Source organism: Streptomyces sp. DSM 118878 (assembly GCF_052936595.1).
Genome location: NZ_CP193622.1, coordinates 3,234,577 through 3,251,204, shown reverse-complemented (window position 1 = coordinate 3,251,204; position 16,628 = coordinate 3,234,577). Strand labels below are relative to the sequence as shown.

Below are 16,628 nucleotides of genomic sequence, written 5' to 3'. Positions count from 1 at the left end.
GTTACCGGGGGAGCGCCACGACGTACGCCGCCGGGTCGCGGTCGTGCGACGCCATCAGGGCCGTCCGTACGACGGTGGCCTGCTGGTCGGGGGCGTCCCTGAGCTTCTTCGGGGTGAGGTGTACGACCGTGACGCCGAGCCGCTCCAGGTGCTCGCGCTTGCGTGCGCACTCCGACCACAGGGCGTCGTCGTCGTGCTGCGGGCCCTGCCGGGGCGTGCGGGTGTCGAGCTCGACGGCGACGGCCTGGTCGGGCCAGTAGGCGTCGACGCCACCGAGGTACGGGCCGCCCGGCAGCCGCAGGTCGACGTTCCACAGGGGGTCGGGCAGGGCGTGCTCGGCGACCATGCGGTAGAGCCGGTCCTCGGCGATGGCGCGCCCCTCGGCGAGCAGCGAGTCGACGGCGTCCACGACATGCGGCAGGGACAGCAGCCGGGCGCGGCGCAACTCGCGGACGACTGCCGCCGGTTCGCAGTGGCCGCCGCGCACCGCCTCGGTGAGCAGCCGGCGCACGGTGGCCGCGTCGACGAGCTGGGCCACCGCGTCGGCGAGGGCGCGCGGCACCGGCGCCACCGGAACCCCCGCGATCCGCTGGGTGGTCGGCATCTCGGGGCTGCGCACGAGCCGGGCGAACCCCACGGACCGCAGGCGGCGCGTGCGGGGCACCAGGATGTCGATGCGGTCGAGCGAGAGCGGCGGGGGAGCGGCGGCGAAGCGGTGCAGGGCCAGGGCGGCGAGGCCGGTGACCATCGCGTCGGCGTACGGGGCGTGCGGCTCGCCCGCGCCGGGCTGCGCGGGCACGGACCTGGCCTGGCGGGTCGGTGGGCGTCCCGCGTACAACAGGGCGCAGTGCAGCCGTTCGTCACTGGTCGGTGGGCCCGGGTGCAGCAGCCATACGCCGGGCAGGAGTTGCTGCCAGGGGCCGCCGGGCAGGCACTGGGCGTTGGCGTCGGCGGCGGAGACGCCGTGCGCGCGGAGCTGGGCGGCGCTCATGACGCGGGGGCGGGCGTCGGCGGCGAGGTGCTGGAGGGGAAGGGGGGAGAGCGGGGTCTCGTGGTTCATGCCCGGGTCGTTCCCTCACGTGACCGGCGCTCTAACCCACCGCCGACCCCTGTTACAAGCTCGTCGACAAACCTGGACAACCCTGCCCTAAAGCACGGACGTTCGACCGCCGATGATCTCTGGCCCCTGGGCCTCCCGGGAAACCCCCCGGCGCCCTGTTTCACCTGGGCGGCCTCGGGGGGGCGGCGTTCAGGGCTGCCGGTCCGCCACGGGCACCCCGGGGTGGAGGCGCGGGATGCCCGTGGGGCAGGTCAGGCGGGGGTCATGACGCGTCGCAGGCCTGCGCCCGCAGGGAGCGGGCGAGGTCGTCACGGGCTTCCAGGACCAGGCGGCGCAGGGCGGGGGCCGAGGCTTCGTGCTCGGTGAGCCAGGCGTCGGCCGCCGCCAGCGTCGCCTCGTCGGACTGGAGGTGGGGGAACAGGCCCCGCACCACGTCCATGCCGATCTGGATGGACCGCTCCGCCCACACCCGCTCGATCGCGTCGAAGTACTTCGAGACGTACGGCGCGGCGAGCTCCCGCTGCGACGGCTGCGAGAACCCGGAGATCGTCGCCTCGACCAGCGCGTTCGACAGGGTGCTCGACTCGACCACGGAGGCCCACGCCTGCGCCTTGACCGCAGCCGAGGGCCGGGCGGCCAGGCACCGCACCTGGTGCCGCTTGCCGGAAGCCGTGTCGTCGCGGGCCAGCTCCGCCGCGATCGCCTCCTCGTCGGCGGCACCGTGCGCGGCCAGCGGGCCGAGCAGCGCCCAGCGCATCTCCTGGTCGACATCGAGGCCGTCGATCTTGGCCGTGCCGTCGAGCAGTCCCTGAAGGAGCTGGAGATCGGCCGGGGACGAGGCCACGGCGGCGAAGAAGCGGGCCCACGTCAGCTGGTTCTGGCTGCCGGGACCGGCGTTCCGCAGCTCCCGCAGGGCCCCTTCGGCGAGCGCCCGGGCGCCCTCCTCGCGCCACTCGGGCGCGGTGTAGTGCGTGAGGGCGGAGTTGGCCCACGTGTGCAGCATTTGCAGTACGCCGATGTCGCTCTCGCGCCCGGCGAAGCGCAGCACGAGCCCGATGAAGTCCCGCGCGGGCATCAGCGCGTCCCGCGTCAGGCTCCACAGGGCGGACCAGCACAGGGCGCGGGCGAGGGGGTCCGTGAGGTCGCCGAGGTGTTCCCGCAGCGTGACGAGGGAGTTCTCGTCGAAGCGGATCTTGCAGTAGGTCAGGTCGTCGTCGTTGACCAGGACCAGGTCGGGAGCGTGTTCACCGGCCAGCTCGGCCACGACCGTGCGCGGCCCCTCGACGTCGAGCTCGGCGCGGGCATACCGCTCCAGGGGGCCGGAGGCCGTCCTGCGGTAGAGGCCCACCGCCACGCGGTGCGGACGCAGTTCGGGGTGGGACTCGGCGGCCTCCTGGAGCACGGAGAGCTCGGTGATGCGGCCCTCCGCGTTCAGGATGACCTGCGGGGTCAGGGAGTTGACGCCCGCGGTCTGGAGCCAGGCGCGCGACCAGCCCGCCATGTCACGTCCCGAGGTCTCCTCCAGGACGGAGAGCAGATCGCCGAGGACCGTGTTGCCGTACGCGTGGCGCTTGAAGTAGCGGCGGGCGCCCTCCAGGAACGCGTCGCGTCCGACGTACGCCACGAGCTGCTTGAGCACCGAGGCGCCCTTGGCGTACGTGATCCCGTCGAAGTTGAGCTTCGCGTCCTCCAGGTCACGGATGTCGGCGGTGACCGGGTGGGTGGAGGGGAGCTGGTCGGCGCGGTAGGCCCACGCCTTGCGGTTGTTGGCGAAGGTGATCCAGCCGTTGGTGAAGCGCGTCGCCTCGACCATGGAGAAGGAGCCCATGAAGTCGGCGAAGGACTCCTTGAGCCACAGGTCGTCCCACCACCGCATGGTGACGAGGTCGCCGAACCACATGTGCGCCATCTCGTGGAGGATGACGTTGGCCCGGCGTTCGTACGACGCCTGGGTCACCTTGCCGCGGAAGATGAACTCCTCGCGGAAGGTCACGAGGCCCGGGTTCTCCATCGCGCCCAGGTTGTACTCCGGCACGAAGGCCTGGTCGTACTTCCCGAAGGGGTAGGGGTAGTCGAAGTTGTCGTGGAAGAAGTCCAGGCCCTGCTTGGTCACCAGGAAGACGTCGTCGGCGTCGAAGTGCGGGGCGAGGCCCTTGCGGCACATCGCGCCGAGCGGGATCTCCAGGAGCGAACCGTCGTCGAGAACGCGTTCGTACCGGTCCTCCACGTAGTGGTACGGGCCCGCCACGACCGCCGTGATGTACGTCGAGATCGGCTTGGTCTCGGCGAACTTCCAGACGCCGTCGGCCAGTTCACCCACGCCGTTGGACCACGCCGTCCAGCCGTCGGGGACCTGCACCTGGAAGCGGTAGGGCGCCTTCAGGTCCGGCTGCTCGAAGTTGGCGTAGACACGCCGGGAGTCGGCCGGTTCGTACTGGGTGTAGACGTAGACCTCGCCGTCCTCGGGGTCGACGAAGCGGTGCATGCCCTCGCCGGTGCGGCTGTAGGCACACTGCGCGTCCACCACCAGTTCGTTCTCCTCGGCCAGGTCTTCGAGCGCGATCCTGGTGCCGTCGAAGACCTCGGAGGGGTCGAGGTCCCTGCCGTTGAGGGAGAGAGCCGTGACACTCGGCGCGACGAGGTCCGCGAAGCTCGTGGCGCCCGGCTCGGCGCGGAAGCGGATCGTGGTCACCGAACGGAACGTGCGCGGCTCCTGACCGCTCTCACCGACTGCCGAGCGCAGGTCGAGGAAGACCTCGTAACCGTCGACGGACAGCAGCGCGGCCCTCTCATGGGCCTCGTCGCGGGACAGATTCTCACCGGGCACGGGCGGCACTCCTTCGTGACTCGCTTGACGAATGGCTACGATCCTCGCATGTGCCGTCGGCAGCCGACATCCGGGAATGCCCTGGTGGACCCCCGACGTTCCCCTCCCCAGGCGCCGAACACATTCCTTAGGGAGAGACATGTCAGAGAACACCGGTAAGACACCCGTCGACTTCTGGTTCGATCCGCTGTGCCCCTGGGCGTGGATGACGTCCCGCTGGATGCTCGAAGTGGAGAAGGTCCGCGACGTAGAGGTCCGCTGGCATGTGATGAGCCTCGCCGTCCTGAACGAGGACAAGATCGACGAGCTGCCCGAGGAGTACCGCGAGATGCTCGCGACCCAGGCCTGGGGCCCGGTCCGCGTCGTCATCGCCGCCCAGCAGAAGCACGGGGACGAGATCACCGGGAAGCTGTACACCGCGCTGGGCACGCGCTTCCACAACCGCGGCGAGGGCCCCACGCGTGAGGCGGTCGCCGGAGCCCTGGAGGACGCCGGCCTGCCCGCCGACCTCGTCGAGTACATGGATTCCGACGCCTACGACGCCGAGCTGCGCGCCTCCCACAAGGAAGGCATCGACAAGGTGGGCCAGGAGGTCGGCACGCCGGTCATCGCGGTCCCCGGCGCCGACGGCGAGCAGATCGCCTTCTTCGGCCCCGTGGTCACCCCGGCCCCCAAGGGCGAGGCCGCCGCCAAGCTCTGGGACGGCACGCTGCTCGTCGCCTCGACGCCGGGCTTCTACGAGATCAAGCGCACCCGCACGCAGGGCCCGATCTTCGACTGACCGGCCCCTTTGACCGGCCCCTTCAAAAAGGCCCCCGTGAGTCACGTCCTCACGGGGGCCTTTCCTTCATCCGCCCGCCCCGGCGAAGGTTGAGAAGACGATCACGAGGCGGGACGTTCTCACGGGGTCAGCAGGAGGCTGTTCACCCGCTGCTTGGCGGCCTCGTAGCGCTTGGCCACGTCCTGCCAGTTGACGACCTGCCACATGGCCTCGATGAAGTCGACCTTCTGGTTCTTGTACTGCAGGTAGAAGGCGTGCTCCCAGGCGTCGAAGACCAGGATCGGCGTGGAGCCCTGGCCGATGTTGCCCTGGTGGTCGTAGACCTGCTCGACGATGAGGCGGCCGCTGAGCGGCTCGTAGGCGAGCACGCCCCAGCCGGAGCCCTGCGTGGTCGCCGAGGCCTTGGTGAGCTGCGCCCTGAACTTGGCGAAGGAGCCGAACGACTCGGTGATCGCGTCCGCGAGCTCGCCCACGCCGTCGTCGGCCAGCGGCTCGCCGCCGCCACCGTCCTTGGGGCTGTTCATGTTGTGCCAGTAGATGCTGTGCAGGATGTGGCCGGAGAGGTGGAAGGCCAGGTTCTTCTCCAGGCCGTTGATGGCGCCCCACGTCTCCTTGTCGCGCGCCTCCTCCAGATGTTCGAGAGTGTCGTTCGCGCCCTTCACGTACGCCGCGTGGTGCTTGTCGTGGTGCAGCTCGATGATCTGCGGGTTGATCACCGGCTCGAGCGCCGCGTAGTCGTACGGAAGTTCAGGAAGCGTGTAAATGGCCATGATCCGAGCCCTCCGACTGCTGCTCTGCTGCGTGCGGTCGCTTATTGCAACCTATATGCAAGTGCAGGCTAACAGCAGGAGGGCTACGAAGTTGATCAGCCGTTCGTCCTAGGACCAGGCCCCGCGACGCCGAGGTGGCACCGCGTTACTCGGCGGCCGATGCCGCCGACCGCTCCGCCGCCTTCTGGCGCACGTAGCCGATCACGGCGAGCACCAGCGTGAGCGAACCCGTCGCGATGAGCTGCTTGCGCGTGTCGGGCTGCTCCGTCATCAAGTAGAAGATGTAGGCCATCGCGGCCAGCGCCACCCAGGTCAGGAAGGGGTAGGCCCACATCCGGACGACCAGCTTCTGCGGCTCGTCGCGTTCGGTCCTGCGGCGCAGGATGAGCTGCGAGACGGCGATGAAGATCCAGACGACGAGGATCATCGCGCCGATCATGTTGAGCAGCCAGGGGAAGACGTCGTCGGGGCGCCAGTAGCTGAGCAGCACGCAGACGAAGCCGAAGACCGAGGAGGCGAGTACCGCCAGGCGGGGCACGCCGCCGTAGACCCGGCCGAGCGCCTTGGGTCCCTGGCCGCGCTCGATCAGGGAGTACGACATGCGCGAGGCGCCGTAGATGTTGGCGTTCATCGCGGAGAGCAGGGCGACGAGGATGACGACGTTCATGATCTGGCCGGCGCCGGGGATGCCGAGGTGGTCGAGGGTGGCGACGTAGGGGCCCTTGTCGACGACTTCCTTGTCGTCCCACGGCAGCAGCGTGACGACGACGAGCATCGAGCCCACGTAGAAGAGGGCGATGCGCCACATGGCCGTGCGGACGGCCTTGGCGACGCTCTGGACCGGGTTCTTGGACTCGGCGGCGGCGATCGTGACGGTCTCCAGGCCCCCGTACGCGAAGACGGAGGCCAGCAGGCCGATGATCAGGCCGTCCGTGCCGTGCGGCATGAAGCCGCCCTCGCCCGTGAGGTTCGCGGTGCCGGGGGCGGAGGTGTCCGAGCCGGGCAGGATGCCGAGGGTCGCGAGGACGCCGATGCCGAGGAAGAGCGTGATGGCGCCGACCTTGAGGGCGGCGAACCAGAACTCGAACTCGCCGAAGTTCTTCACGGCCGTCAGGTTCGCGCCGCAGAACACCAGCATGAACAGCGCGACCCAGGCCCACTGTGGGGTACCGGGGAACCAGCCCACCATGATCTCCGCGGCACCGATGCCCTCGATGCCGACGGCGACGCAGAGCAGGAACCAGAAGCCCCAGCCGGCCGTGAAGCCCGCCCAGGGGCCGATGGCCCGCTCGGCGTGGACGGAGAAGGAGCCGGAGGCCGGGTTGGCGGCCGACATCTCGCCCAGCATGCGCATCACGAGCATGACGAGCGCGCCGGACACGGCGTAGGCGAGGACGATCGAGGGGCCCGCGGCGGCGATGCCCGCTCCGGAGCCCACGAAGAGCCCGGCACCGATCACACCGCCGAGGGCGATCATCGAGAGGTGCCGCTGCTTGAGGCCGTGGACGAGCGGGGAGTCGGCCGTGGGCGCCGAGCCGGGCGCTCCGTCGGGTGCTTCGCCGGGAGGGGTGTCCTGGGAGGCGGACGTCCGAGACATGGGCGGGCCCTGTTCAGTAGCCGAGACGGGGGACGAGCGGGCCCACAGTCTGAAGTCCGGCACCGCTGACAGGGAACAGCGGACCGCTATACGGACACGACGCTCACACCTGGTGAAGAAGTCACCACATTTTGTTCACGTGTCGTTTACGTGTGCCCCACACGGTCCCGGCCCTGGTGCGCTCCGCGCCGCCCGCGCCACTCCCGCAGCCCCGCGATCACCAGGACGAGCGCCGTGGCGCCCGCCGACCACAGGAGCTGGGGCCGCGCCCCGTCGTCGTCCAGCATCAGGCCGATCACGACGGCCATCGCCACCAGCGTCGCCCACGTCAGATACGGGAAGGCCCACATCCGCAGGACCAGCCGCTCGGGGGCCTCCCGCTCGATGCGCCGCCGCAGCCGCAGCTGCGACACCGCGATGAGCGCCCACACGAACAGCAGCACGGCGCCGACCGAGTTGAGCATGTAGAGGAAGACCGAGTCGGGCCACTCCAGATTGAGCAGGACCGAGACGAAGCCGAAGGCGACGGAGGCGAGGACCGCGCGGCGCGGCACCCCGCCGCCGGAGACCTTGAGCAGGGCCTTCGGTGCCTCGCCGCGCTCGGCCAGCGAGAAGACCATGCGGGAGGACCCGTAGAGGTTGGCGTTGAGCGCCGAGAGCAGGGCCACGAAGACGACGATGTTCATGATCGTCCCGGCGGACGGCACCCCGACCGAGTCGAGCACCGTGACGTACGGGCTGACGCCCGCCTGCTGCGCCGTCCAGGGCAGCACCGTCACGATGACCAGCATCGAGCCGACGTAGAAGAAGAGGATGCGGTAGACGGCGCTGCGCACGGCGCGGGCGACCGCGCGGACCGGGTCGTCGGACTCGGCGGCGGCGATCGTGACGACCTCCAGGCCGCCGAAGGCGAAGACGACGGCGAGCACTCCGGAGACGACGCCCTCCCAGCCGTTGGGCAGGAAGCCGCCGTCACCGCTGAGGTGGCTGAGGCCGACGGGGTCAGTGTCGGGGAGGACCCCGAAGACCGCGAGCAGGCCGAGCACGAGGAAGGCGACGATCGCGCAGACCTTCAGCGTGGCGAACCAGAACTCGAACTCGCCGAAGTTCTTCACCGAGGTGAGGTTCGCGCAGGTGAAGACCAGCATGAAGATCAGCACCCAGGCCCACTGCGGCACGGCGGGCGCCCAGCCATGGGCGATCTGCGCGGCGCCGGTCGCCTCCACGGCGAGCACGACCACGAGCAGGAACCAGTAGAGCCAGCCGACGCTGAACCCGGCCCAGCGGCCGAGCGCGCGCTCGGCGTGCACGGAGAACGAGCCCGAAGCGGGCATCGCCGCCGACATCTCGCCGAGCATCCGCATCACGCACATCGCGAGCGCCCCCGCGATGAGGTACGAGACGACGATGCCGGGCCCGGCGACCGCGATCCCGGCCCCCGACCCGACGAAGAGCCCCGCCCCGATGACCCCGCCGAGGCCGAGCATGGTGAGGTGCCGCTGCTTGAGACCGCCGGCGAGCGGTTCTCTGCCGTCCCCGAGGGGGTCGTTGCCGTCCCCGAGGGGTTCGTTGCCGTCCCTCACGGGTTCGACGGCGGCCTTGGGGTCGTGCATGGTGCTCAGCCGGCTTTCAGGATGCTCAAGAAGGTTTGGCGGGACTCCACAGTCTCCCCGCGTGGCGGCCCCCCGCGCAAAACGAGGCACCCACCCGCCGACCTCCGTGACGAGCGTCACGCCGGGCGAGGTGTACAAGGAGCCCTTTGTGCGGAGCCCACCAATGCCCTGCCCCCGGGTTGTCGCCCGGAGACCGTGTTTCGGGGCCCCAGCCTGGGATAGCGTCGGTCCGTCCCAGCCTGCCCACGTCCCCGCGGAGTCCCGATGAGCATCGCCGCTGCCACCACCCGCCCCGGCCAGGTCCTCGCGGACCTGCTGCCCGCGTCCCGTGCGAAGGACGCGGTCCTCGTGCTCGGCGGCGCCGCGTTCACCGGGATCGCCGCCCAGATCGCGGTGCCCGTGCCGGGCTCCCCGGTGCCGGTGACCGGTCAGACCTTCGCCGCGCTCCTCGTCGGCACCGCGCTCGGCGCCCGCCGCGGCTTCCTCTCGCTCGCGCTGTACGCCCTCGTGGGCATGGCCGGCATGCCGTGGTTCGCGCAGGCGGGCTCGGGCGTCGCGGCCCCGTCCCTCGGCTACGTCCTCGGCATGCTCCTCGCCGCCACGGTGGTGGGCGCCCTCGCCCGCCGCGGAGGCGACCGCTCGGCGCTGCGCACGGTGGGCACGATGGTCCTCGGCTCCGCGATCATCTACGCGGTCGGCGTCCCCTACCTCTCCGCCGCGACCGGCATGTCCCTGACCCAGGCCGTCGCCGCCGGGCTCACGCCCTTCCTGATCGGCGACGCCCTCAAGGCCGCGCTCGCGATGGGCGCGCTGCCGACGGCGTGGAAGCTGCTCGACCGCTAAAGAACGCCGTAGTTCCGCCTGAAGAGGTTCGCCGGGTCGTACGTGGCCTTCAGCTCGGCGAGCCTCTTCCGCGTCCTGGGGTCGTAGAGGCCATCGGGGCGGTCGCCGCCGCCGAACGCGAAGTTCAGCGAGCGCCCCATCGCCTGCCCCGCGAGGTGCCCGAACGCCTCGGCGTGCACCGCGCGTACGGACGCGACGTCCGTGCCGTCCAGCGGCGAAAGGACGCGCACGAGCCAGCCCGCGTCGCGGTGGGGCACCGCGTTGGCCGCGGGCCGCGCGAGCGCACCGCCCAGGTGGTTGACCTGGACGACGTGCATGGACGCGGCGTCGGGGCCCGTCAGGGCGAGCAGCTCACCGGCGGCCGCCACGTCGAGGCCGCTCAGGACCACGTTGTCCCCGTAGTAGGCGTGCGGGAAGTCGGGGTCGCTGTGGATGGTGTGGCTCTCGGCGTACGGCATCTCCCGCAGGGTGTCCGACACGGCGGGCCCGAGCTGCCGCAGCGGCGCCACGAGGCGTTCGCCGTCGGCCGCCGAACCCGTGGACGCCACCCGTACCGAGACGAGGTAGCGGCCCCGCAGGTGCGGCGGGAGCTGCGGGATGTCCGGGTAGGGCAGCGCGGACACCGACGAGGTCAGCGTGTCGGGGAGGGTCCGCGTCCACCGCTCGTAGCCGCTGAGCAGGGCGGCCGGGTCACTCGCGCGCCCGTCGAAGCTGATCGACCCGCCGTACAGCCGCGTCACGGGCACCAGGCCGACCTCCAGTTCCGTGACGACGCCGAGGTTCGCGCCGCCCCCGAGGAGGCCCCAGAACAGCTCCGGGTCGCGGGCGGCGGTCACCTGGCGCGGCGTGCCGTCGGCCGTGACGACGCGCAGCGAACGTACGTGGTCGGCGGTGTAGCCGAACTCCCGGGCGAGGAGTCCGAGGCCACCGCCGAGCGTGTACGAGACGGCGCCCACGCTCGGCGCCGAGCCGTTGAGCGGGGCGAGGCCATGGGGCGCGGCGGCCTCCACGACCTGGCCCCAGCGGGCCCCGGCGCCGACGGTGGCGGTACGGGCCGCGGCGTCGACGCGGACGCCGTTCATCCGCCGCGTACTGATCAGGACCCCGCCCTCCGACGCGCCCGGCAGTCCGTGCCCGGTGGCCTGTACGCCGATCGGCAGGCCGTGCCCGGCGGCGTGGGACACCGCGGCGACGACGTCGTCGGTGCTCCCGGCGCCGAAGACGAGGGCGGGCCGCGCCGCGAAGCCGGTCTGGAACCCGGCGACTTCGTCGTCGTATCCGGTGTCACCGGGCCGGAACACGAGTCGCTGTGCGGTGAAGTCCACGAGATGCCTCCGTTGGGCCGTACGTGCGCGACCACGGCCGCGCGTTCCTGCCTGACGCCGGAGAGCCTCCCGCAATAACCTGACAGCGCCCGTCAGCTTTTCTCCGCGGCCGCCGAGCCGTCGCGAGGGCGGAGCCGCTCGCGGACCAGTGAGAAGACGACCACGAAGGCGGCGGCGAGGAGGGAGAGGAGCACCTGCTTGCGCCCGGCCTCGTCGGTGAGCATGTAGACGAGGACGAACGAGATCATCGCGATCGTGACCCACGTCAGGTACGGGAAGAGCCACATCTTCACGACGAGCTTCTCCGGCTCCTCGCGCAGGATGATGCCGCGCATCCGGAGCTGCGTGAAGCTGATGATCAGCCAGACGAAGAGGGCCACCGCGCCCGAGGAGTTCAGCAGGAAGTCGAAGACGGTGTCCTTCCACTGGTAGTTGAACCAGACGGCGACGAAACCGAAGACGACCGAGCCGAGGATCGCGGCCCGCGGCACACCGCGCGCGTTGGTGCGCGCGAAGGCCTTGGGCGCGTCGCCGCGCTGGCCGAGCGAGAAGGCCATGCGGGAGGCGGTGTAGAGCCCGGAGTTGAGGCAGGAGAGCACGGCGGTGAGCACGATGACGTTCATGACCTGACCGGCGTGCGGAATGCCGATCGAGTTGAGCGCGGCGACGTACGAACCGTCCTTGAGGATCGACTTGTCGTCCCAGGGGAGCAGCGTGATGACGACGAAGATCGAGCCGAGGTAGAAGACGCCGATGCGCCAGATCACGCTGTTCGTCGCCTTGGTGACGGCGCGCTGCGGGTCCTCGGACTCACCGGCGGCCAGCGTGACGATCTCGGAGCCCATGAACGAGAAGACGACCATGAGCACGCCCGTCAGGATGGCGCCCGCGCCCTTGGGCATGAATCCGCCCGCGTCGGTGAGGTGCGCGAATCCGGCGCCGGGGTTGTCGGAGCCGGGCAGCAGGCCGAAGACGGCGAGCAGGCCGATGACGACGAACCCGCCGATGGCGACGACCTTGATGCCCGCGAACCAGAACTCGAACTCGCCGTAGGAGCCGACCGAGACGAGGTTCGTCGCGGTGAGCACCACCATCACGATGAGCGCCCAGCCCCACTGGGGGACCGCCGGTATCCAGCCGTTGAGGATCACCGCGCCCGCGGTGGCCTCCACGGCGAGGACGACCACCCAGAAGAACCAGTACAGCCAGCCGATGGAGAACCCGGCCCAGCGGCCGAGCGCCTGGTCGGCGTAGGTGGAGAAGGAGCCGGAGGCGGGCCGTGCGGCGGCCATCTCGCCCAGCATCCGCATCACGAGGACGACCATCGTGCCGACGAGGGCGTACGAGATGAGGATCGCGGGCCCCGCGGCGGCGATGCCGGAGCTCGAACCGACGAAGAGGCCGGCTCCGATGACGCCACCGATGGCGATCATGGAGAGGTGCCGGTTCTTCAGACCCGCCTTGAGGCCGTCGCCGGTGTCACTGCCGCCAGTCTGCGGATCGCCAGGCTGTGGCGGGGTGCTGTCTGGCTTCGCAAGGGAGGGTTGCGAGGTCATGGACGATTCCTTAAGTTCTCGGGTCGCGAGCCCCCGCATTCAAACTCAGGGGTCAACGGGACGGAAGTCCTGAATCCGGATCGTTGTATTCCGGACGATGGCCTGGACCAATGCCCTGACCCGCGGGATCAAGGTCCTGCCCCGGTCGCGGCTACCCGGCTCTCGACGTGCCACACTCGGACGCATGCGCGTGTACCTCGGCTCGGATCATGCCGGCTACGAACTCAAGAACCACCTGGTCGAATGGCTCAAGAGCCACGGCCACGAGCCCGTCGACTGCGGGCCCCACATCTATGACGCCCAGGACGACTACCCCCCGTTCTGCCTGCGTGCCGCCGAGCGGACCGCCGCGGACCCGGAGTCGCTCGGCATCGTCATCGGCGGCTCGGGCAACGGTGAGCAGATCGCCGCGAACAAGGTGAAGGGCGTCAGGGCCGCCCTCGCCTGGAGCGAGCAGACCGCGGCGCTGGGGCGTGAGCACAACGACGCCAACGTGATCTCGGTCGGCGGCCGGATGCACACGCAGGAGGAGGCGACGAAGTTCGTCGAGATCTTCCTGGCCACGCCGTACTCGGGCGAGGCGCGCCACACGCGTCGCATCGACATGCTGTCGGCCTACGAGAGCACCGGCGAGCTGCCGCCCATCCCCGCCGGCCACCCCCAGCAGTAGCCACCCCCACGGGGCTCCGCCCCGGACCCCGCTCCTCAAACGCCGGAGGGGCTGAATTACGGCCCCCCGGCGCTATATCCCCCTGGGCCCGAGCCGGCGGATCTCAGCCCGTCCGGCGTTTGAGGACGAGCCCTCAAGGCGATTGAACCGAAACACCCCCGGAGGGACCCCGTGCCGGAGGGGCACACCATTCATCGGCTGGCCCAGGACCATCTGGCACGGTTCGCGGGGAAGCCCGCGGCCGTACGCAGTCCGCAGGGCAAGTTCTCCGACAGCGCCGCCCTGCTCGACGGGCGGACGATGGACACCGCCGAAGCCCACGGAAAGCACCTCTTCCTCGGCTTCGGGGAGGACTGGGTCCATATCCACCTGGGTCTTTTCGGCAAGTACGCCCTCGGCGAGGCCCCCGCGCCGCCGCCCACGGACACCGTCCGCCTGCGGCTGCGCAACGACTCGTACTACTCCGATCTCCGGGGGCCGACCGCCTGCGCCCTCGTCACGGACGAGGAGAAGCGGGCGATACACGACCGCCTCGGCCCCGACCCGCTGAGGGAGGGCGACGACCCGGCGAAGGCGTACCGGCGGATCTCCCGCAGCCGGACCACGGTCGCCGCGCTCCTCATGGACCAGAAGGTCATCGCGGGCGTCGGCAACGTCTACCGCGCCGAGGTCCTCTTCCGGCACGGCGTCGACCCGTACACCCAGGGCAAGGACCTCGGCGAGAAGCGGTGGAACGCCATCTGGGCGGATCTGGTGGAGCTGATGCGCGAGGGCGTGCGCCTGAACCGCATCGACACCGTCAGGCCCGAGCACACCCCGGAGGCGATGGGCCGCCCGCCGCGCGTGGACGACCACGGCGGCGAGGTGTACGTCTACCGCAGGGCGAACCAGCCCTGCCACATCTGCGGCGGCGAGATCCGCACCGCCGACCTCGCCGCACGCAACCTGTTCTGGTGCCCCGCCTGCCAGCGACCGGCCTGAGCCCCCGCTCGCAGCCCGCGGCTAGAACCCGTGCGGAAGCCAGGGGGCCACGTCCGAGCCGAAGGCCGGCGAGGCCTCGGCGAGAGCGCCCCGGCGCAGCTCCCGCACCCGGCCCGCGCCCGCCAGCGACGTCAGGGAGGTGCCGCCGAGGTAGGCGGCGCCCAACTCCCGCACCGACAGGGCGAGGTCGGCGGCGTCCTCGGTGCGGTCGCACGAGGCACCCTTGGCGTCGCCGGTGAGCCGCCAGCGCCCCGCGTTCCAGGGGCAGAAGGCGTCCTCGACGTCGAGGACCACGTCCAGGGGTATCTGGTACGTACGCGCGGCGAGGGCCGCGCCCACGTCCACGAGCCGTACGTACAGCGAGTCGCGGACCGACACGTCGCACCGCCGGACGTCCGAGACGAGGTGGAGCAGCGGGTCGTCCACGGGGAGGTTGTTCGCGAGGACCGAGGACGTCAGGTCGATGCCGAAGAGGAAGCGCCACAGCGCCGCGTACGCCGCCGGGTCGAGGGCCTCGATGTCGCGCAGGTGGACCACGCCCTTGGGGCCCTTCGCGTCCCATTCGGGCTTGACGCAGAAGCGTACGTACCCGATGAGTTCGCCGCCCCGCTCCGCGACCACGCACTGCAACGGTGACGCGCCGGCCCGGTTCTCCTTGGGGTCCAGCAGCCCGAGCCGCTCCCAGCCGGGCTGCCGGGCCAGCATCCCCGGGCGCCCGGGGACCGCGCGGGCGTACAGCTCCTCGCAGGCTTCGTGGACGTCGGCGGGCTTGGCGTACCGCAGCTCTACGTCATCCGTACCCGCGGGGGTGGACAGACGTACCCGGGCCGTGTCGATGTCGGCCTTCGCCTGCTGGGTCGCGGCGCCGTACCCGAACCGGCCGTAGATGGCCGGTTCGGACGCGGTGAGCACCGCGAGGGGTTCGCCGAGCGCGCGCACGTCGTCGAGCTGGCGCCGCATCATCGACGTCAGGATGCCGCGCCTGCGGTGCGTGGCCGCCACGCCGACCATCGTCACGCCCGCCGCGTCCACCAGGGCCCCACCCGGCACGGTGAGCCGGAAGGAGAACGACCCCGCCGTCCCCACGCAGGCTTCCCCGTCCCAGACGCCGATCGACCGCTCGCGCTCGGTGAGCGACTGCCACAGCTCCTGTTCGTCGGGCGACTCGGGAACACCTCCGAACGCCACGTCCAACGCCTGGTACCACGTGTCCCATTCGTCCTTCGCGAGCACCCGCAAGTCTGTTGTCATATGCCATGCCTACCAGTGCGGTACGAGCCGGGGCGACAGGGTTTTCGGGGTCCATTCCGGCCACCGCGTCCCGCGCCGCGGCACTCTTCGACGAGGGACAAGTGGGACCTCCCGTGCGAAGCGCACGGCCCGCTGGATAAGGTCCACGAGCAATGGCGGTACGAGGAGAACGTCGCGAGCGGCGCGCGGAAGCCGAGACATTCACGGCCCGGATGAAAAAGCGGATGCACCGGGCCCGCACAGTGCTGCGCAAATCCGGGGTCGACTACTTCCGCGGGGACGGCTCCGACTGGGTCGCCCTGGCCGGGCTGCTCCTGACCGTCCCGCTGATCACCTGCGGCACGGTCATGAACAGCGTGTGGTGCGCGCCCGCCGCCCTGGTCCTGCCCATCGTCGCGGGCGGCCTGCTGCTGCGCCCCGCGAGCCTCCTGGGTCTCTACGCGGCCTCGGCGGGCGCCCTGATCGTGGAGTCGGTCCTGCTCGGCCCCTACACCGAGGGGAACTCACGCGTCACCCCTGGCGTGGTCCTCGTGGTGGCCGCCTGCGGTTTCTTCGGGCTCGTCATCGCCCAGTTCCGCAGCCGCGTCGGCGTGCCGTGGCGCGGCGGCGGCACGATGCTGTTCGACCTGCGCGAGCGCATCCGCGTACAGAGCAAGCTGCCCGGGCTGCCGCGCGGCTGGCACCGTGAGATGGCGCTGCGCCCGGCCGGCGGCCAGTCCTTCTCGGGCGACTTCGTCGTCGCGGCCCGTACGAACGGCGGCCGCACCCTGGAGGTCGTCCTCACCGACGTCTCCGGCAAGGGCATGGACGCCGGTTCGCGGGCGCTGCTCCTGTCCGGCGCCTTCGGCGGCCTCCTCGGCTCGCTGCCGCCGCACTCCTTCCTGCCCGCCGCCAACGGCTATCTGCTCCGCCAGGACTGGGACGAGGGCTTCGCGACCTCCATCCACCTGGTGCTCGACCTGGAGACCGGCGACTACGAACTCTTCTCCGCGGGCCATCCGCCCGGCCTCCAGCTCAGCGCGGGCACCGGCCGCTGGGAGGAGAAGACGGGCCAGGGCCCGCTGCTCGGCGTCTACGACGGCGCCCAGTTCGACCCGGTCAAGGGTCTGCTGCGCCCCGGCGACGTCCTGATGCTGTTCACCGACGGCCTGGTGGAGACCTCGGACCGCGACATCGCCGAGGGCATCGACCGCCTGACGGGCGAGGCCGACCGGTATGTCGCCGGCGGCTTCCACGGCGCCGCCTGGCATCTGATCGAGGCGGTCGCCAAGGACGTGAACGACGACCGCGCGCTGCTGCTCATCTGCCGGGAGACGTGAACCGCGACCGCCCCCACGGCGTCAGGGGCGGTCGC

Annotated in this window: 13 protein-coding genes; 5 read left to right on the top strand and 8 right to left on the bottom strand. The window is 70.9% G+C overall.

Features of this window, described 5'->3' with window-relative positions:
• Nucleotide 1: 1 nt before the first annotated feature.
• Together ACRAKF_RS14280 and pepN are read right to left on the bottom strand one after the other, a co-directional pair.
• Entirely contained in the window at nt 2–1,060 is a 1,059-nt protein-coding gene (locus ACRAKF_RS14280) for a hypothetical protein (RefSeq protein WP_447037453.1), read from the bottom strand.
• A gap of 262 nt (nt 1,061–1,322) precedes the next feature.
• On the bottom strand, nt 1,323–3,887 hold the full coding sequence (pepN, locus tag ACRAKF_RS14275) for an aminopeptidase N (protein WP_447037452.1): 2,565 nt from the start codon (nt 3,885–3,887) through the stop codon (nt 1,323–1,325).
• 139 nt (nt 3,888–4,026) lie between these two features.
• On the opposite strand from pepN, the gene ACRAKF_RS14270 reads away from it, so the two are divergent.
• A complete protein-coding gene (locus ACRAKF_RS14270) occupies nt 4,027–4,668 on the top strand; it encodes a mycothiol-dependent nitroreductase Rv2466c family protein (RefSeq protein ID WP_447037451.1) in 642 nt (213 codons plus the stop codon).
• 119 nt (nt 4,669–4,787) lie between these two features.
• On the opposite strand, the gene ACRAKF_RS14265 is transcribed toward ACRAKF_RS14270, so the two are convergent.
• The 3 genes from ACRAKF_RS14265 to ACRAKF_RS14255 form a co-directional block, all read right to left on the bottom strand.
• Entirely contained in the window at nt 4,788–5,438 is a 651-nt protein-coding gene (locus ACRAKF_RS14265; protein ID WP_447037450.1) for a superoxide dismutase, read from the bottom strand.
• A 145-nt stretch (nt 5,439–5,583) separates the two neighbouring features.
• Nucleotides 5,584–7,035, bottom strand: a complete 1,452-nt coding sequence (locus tag ACRAKF_RS14260; RefSeq protein WP_447037449.1) for an amino acid permease — start codon at nt 7,033–7,035, stop codon at nt 5,584–5,586.
• A 146-nt stretch (nt 7,036–7,181) separates the two neighbouring features.
• A complete protein-coding gene (locus ACRAKF_RS14255) occupies nt 7,182–8,648 on the bottom strand; it encodes an amino acid permease (RefSeq protein ID WP_447037448.1) in 1,467 nt (488 codons plus the stop codon).
• A gap of 264 nt (nt 8,649–8,912) precedes the next feature.
• Between ACRAKF_RS14255 and ACRAKF_RS14250 the strand changes: the two genes are divergently transcribed.
• Nucleotides 8,913–9,491 carry a biotin transporter BioY gene (locus ACRAKF_RS14250; RefSeq protein WP_447037447.1) on the top strand — a complete coding sequence of 193 codons (579 nt, stop codon included), beginning with the start codon at nt 8,913–8,915 and terminating at the stop codon, nt 9,489–9,491.
• Here ACRAKF_RS14250 and ACRAKF_RS14245 read toward each other — a convergent pair.
• Nucleotides 9,488–10,816: an FAD-binding oxidoreductase gene (locus tag ACRAKF_RS14245; RefSeq protein WP_447037446.1), complete on the bottom strand. Its 1,329-nt coding sequence runs from the start codon at nt 10,814–10,816 to the stop codon at nt 9,488–9,490. The two genes, ACRAKF_RS14250 and ACRAKF_RS14245, sit on opposite strands and share 4 nt — an antisense overlap.
• A 92-nt stretch (nt 10,817–10,908) precedes the next feature.
• Complete coding sequence (locus ACRAKF_RS14240; RefSeq protein WP_447037445.1) at nt 10,909–12,372, bottom strand: amino acid permease; 1,464 nt, start codon at nt 12,370–12,372, stop codon at nt 10,909–10,911.
• A gap of 184 nt (nt 12,373–12,556) precedes the next feature.
• On the opposite strand from ACRAKF_RS14240, the gene ACRAKF_RS14235 reads away from it, so the two are divergent.
• Nucleotides 12,557–13,042, top strand: a complete 486-nt coding sequence (locus tag ACRAKF_RS14235) for a ribose-5-phosphate isomerase (RefSeq protein WP_447037444.1) — start codon at nt 12,557–12,559, stop codon at nt 13,040–13,042.
• 171 nt (nt 13,043–13,213) lie between these two features.
• Nucleotides 13,214–14,023: an Fpg/Nei family DNA glycosylase gene (locus tag ACRAKF_RS14230; RefSeq protein ID WP_447037443.1), complete on the top strand. Its 810-nt coding sequence runs from the start codon at nt 13,214–13,216 to the stop codon at nt 14,021–14,023.
• Between the two features lie 21 nt (nt 14,024–14,044).
• Here the strand turns inward: ACRAKF_RS14230 and ACRAKF_RS14225 are convergent, their stop codons facing one another.
• Nucleotides 14,045–15,274 (bottom strand): GNAT family N-acetyltransferase, encoded by a 1,230-nt coding sequence (locus tag ACRAKF_RS14225; protein ID WP_447037442.1) that lies wholly within the window; start codon nt 15,272–15,274, stop codon nt 14,045–14,047.
• A 152-nt stretch (nt 15,275–15,426) separates the two neighbouring features.
• On the opposite strand from ACRAKF_RS14225, the gene ACRAKF_RS14220 reads away from it, so the two are divergent.
• Nucleotides 15,427–16,593, top strand: coding sequence for a PP2C family protein-serine/threonine phosphatase (locus tag ACRAKF_RS14220; protein ID WP_447037441.1), 1,167 nt, complete (start codon nt 15,427–15,429; stop codon nt 16,591–16,593).
• Nucleotides 16,594–16,628 lie beyond the last annotated feature (35 nt).

Bases quoted from the DNA above. Each gene is read 5' to 3' on its own strand.
- ACRAKF_RS14250 (WP_447037447.1), top strand. From the start codon at position 8,913: ATGAGCATCGCCGCTGCCACCACCCGCCCCGGCCAGGTCCTCGCGGAC.
- ACRAKF_RS14240 (WP_447037445.1), bottom strand. From the start codon at position 12,372: ATGACCTCGCAACCCTCCCTTGCGAAGCCAGACAGCACCCCGCCACAG.
- ACRAKF_RS14255 (WP_447037448.1), bottom strand. From the start codon at position 8,648: ATGCACGACCCCAAGGCCGCCGTCGAACCCGTGAGGGACGGCAACGAA.
- ACRAKF_RS14260 (WP_447037449.1), bottom strand. From the start codon at position 7,035: ATGTCTCGGACGTCCGCCTCCCAGGACACCCCTCCCGGCGAAGCACCC.
- ACRAKF_RS14280 (WP_447037453.1), bottom strand. From the start codon at position 1,060: ATGAACCACGAGACCCCGCTCTCCCCCCTTCCCCTCCAGCACCTCGCC.
- ACRAKF_RS14270 (WP_447037451.1), top strand. From the start codon at position 4,027: ATGTCAGAGAACACCGGTAAGACACCCGTCGACTTCTGGTTCGATCCG.
- ACRAKF_RS14235 (WP_447037444.1), top strand. From the start codon at position 12,557: ATGCGCGTGTACCTCGGCTCGGATCATGCCGGCTACGAACTCAAGAAC.
- ACRAKF_RS14225 (WP_447037442.1), bottom strand. From the start codon at position 15,274: ATGACAACAGACTTGCGGGTGCTCGCGAAGGACGAATGGGACACGTGG.
- ACRAKF_RS14265 (WP_447037450.1), bottom strand. From the start codon at position 5,438: ATGGCCATTTACACGCTTCCTGAACTTCCGTACGACTACGCGGCGCTC.
- ACRAKF_RS14220 (WP_447037441.1), top strand. From the start codon at position 15,427: ATGGCGGTACGAGGAGAACGTCGCGAGCGGCGCGCGGAAGCCGAGACA.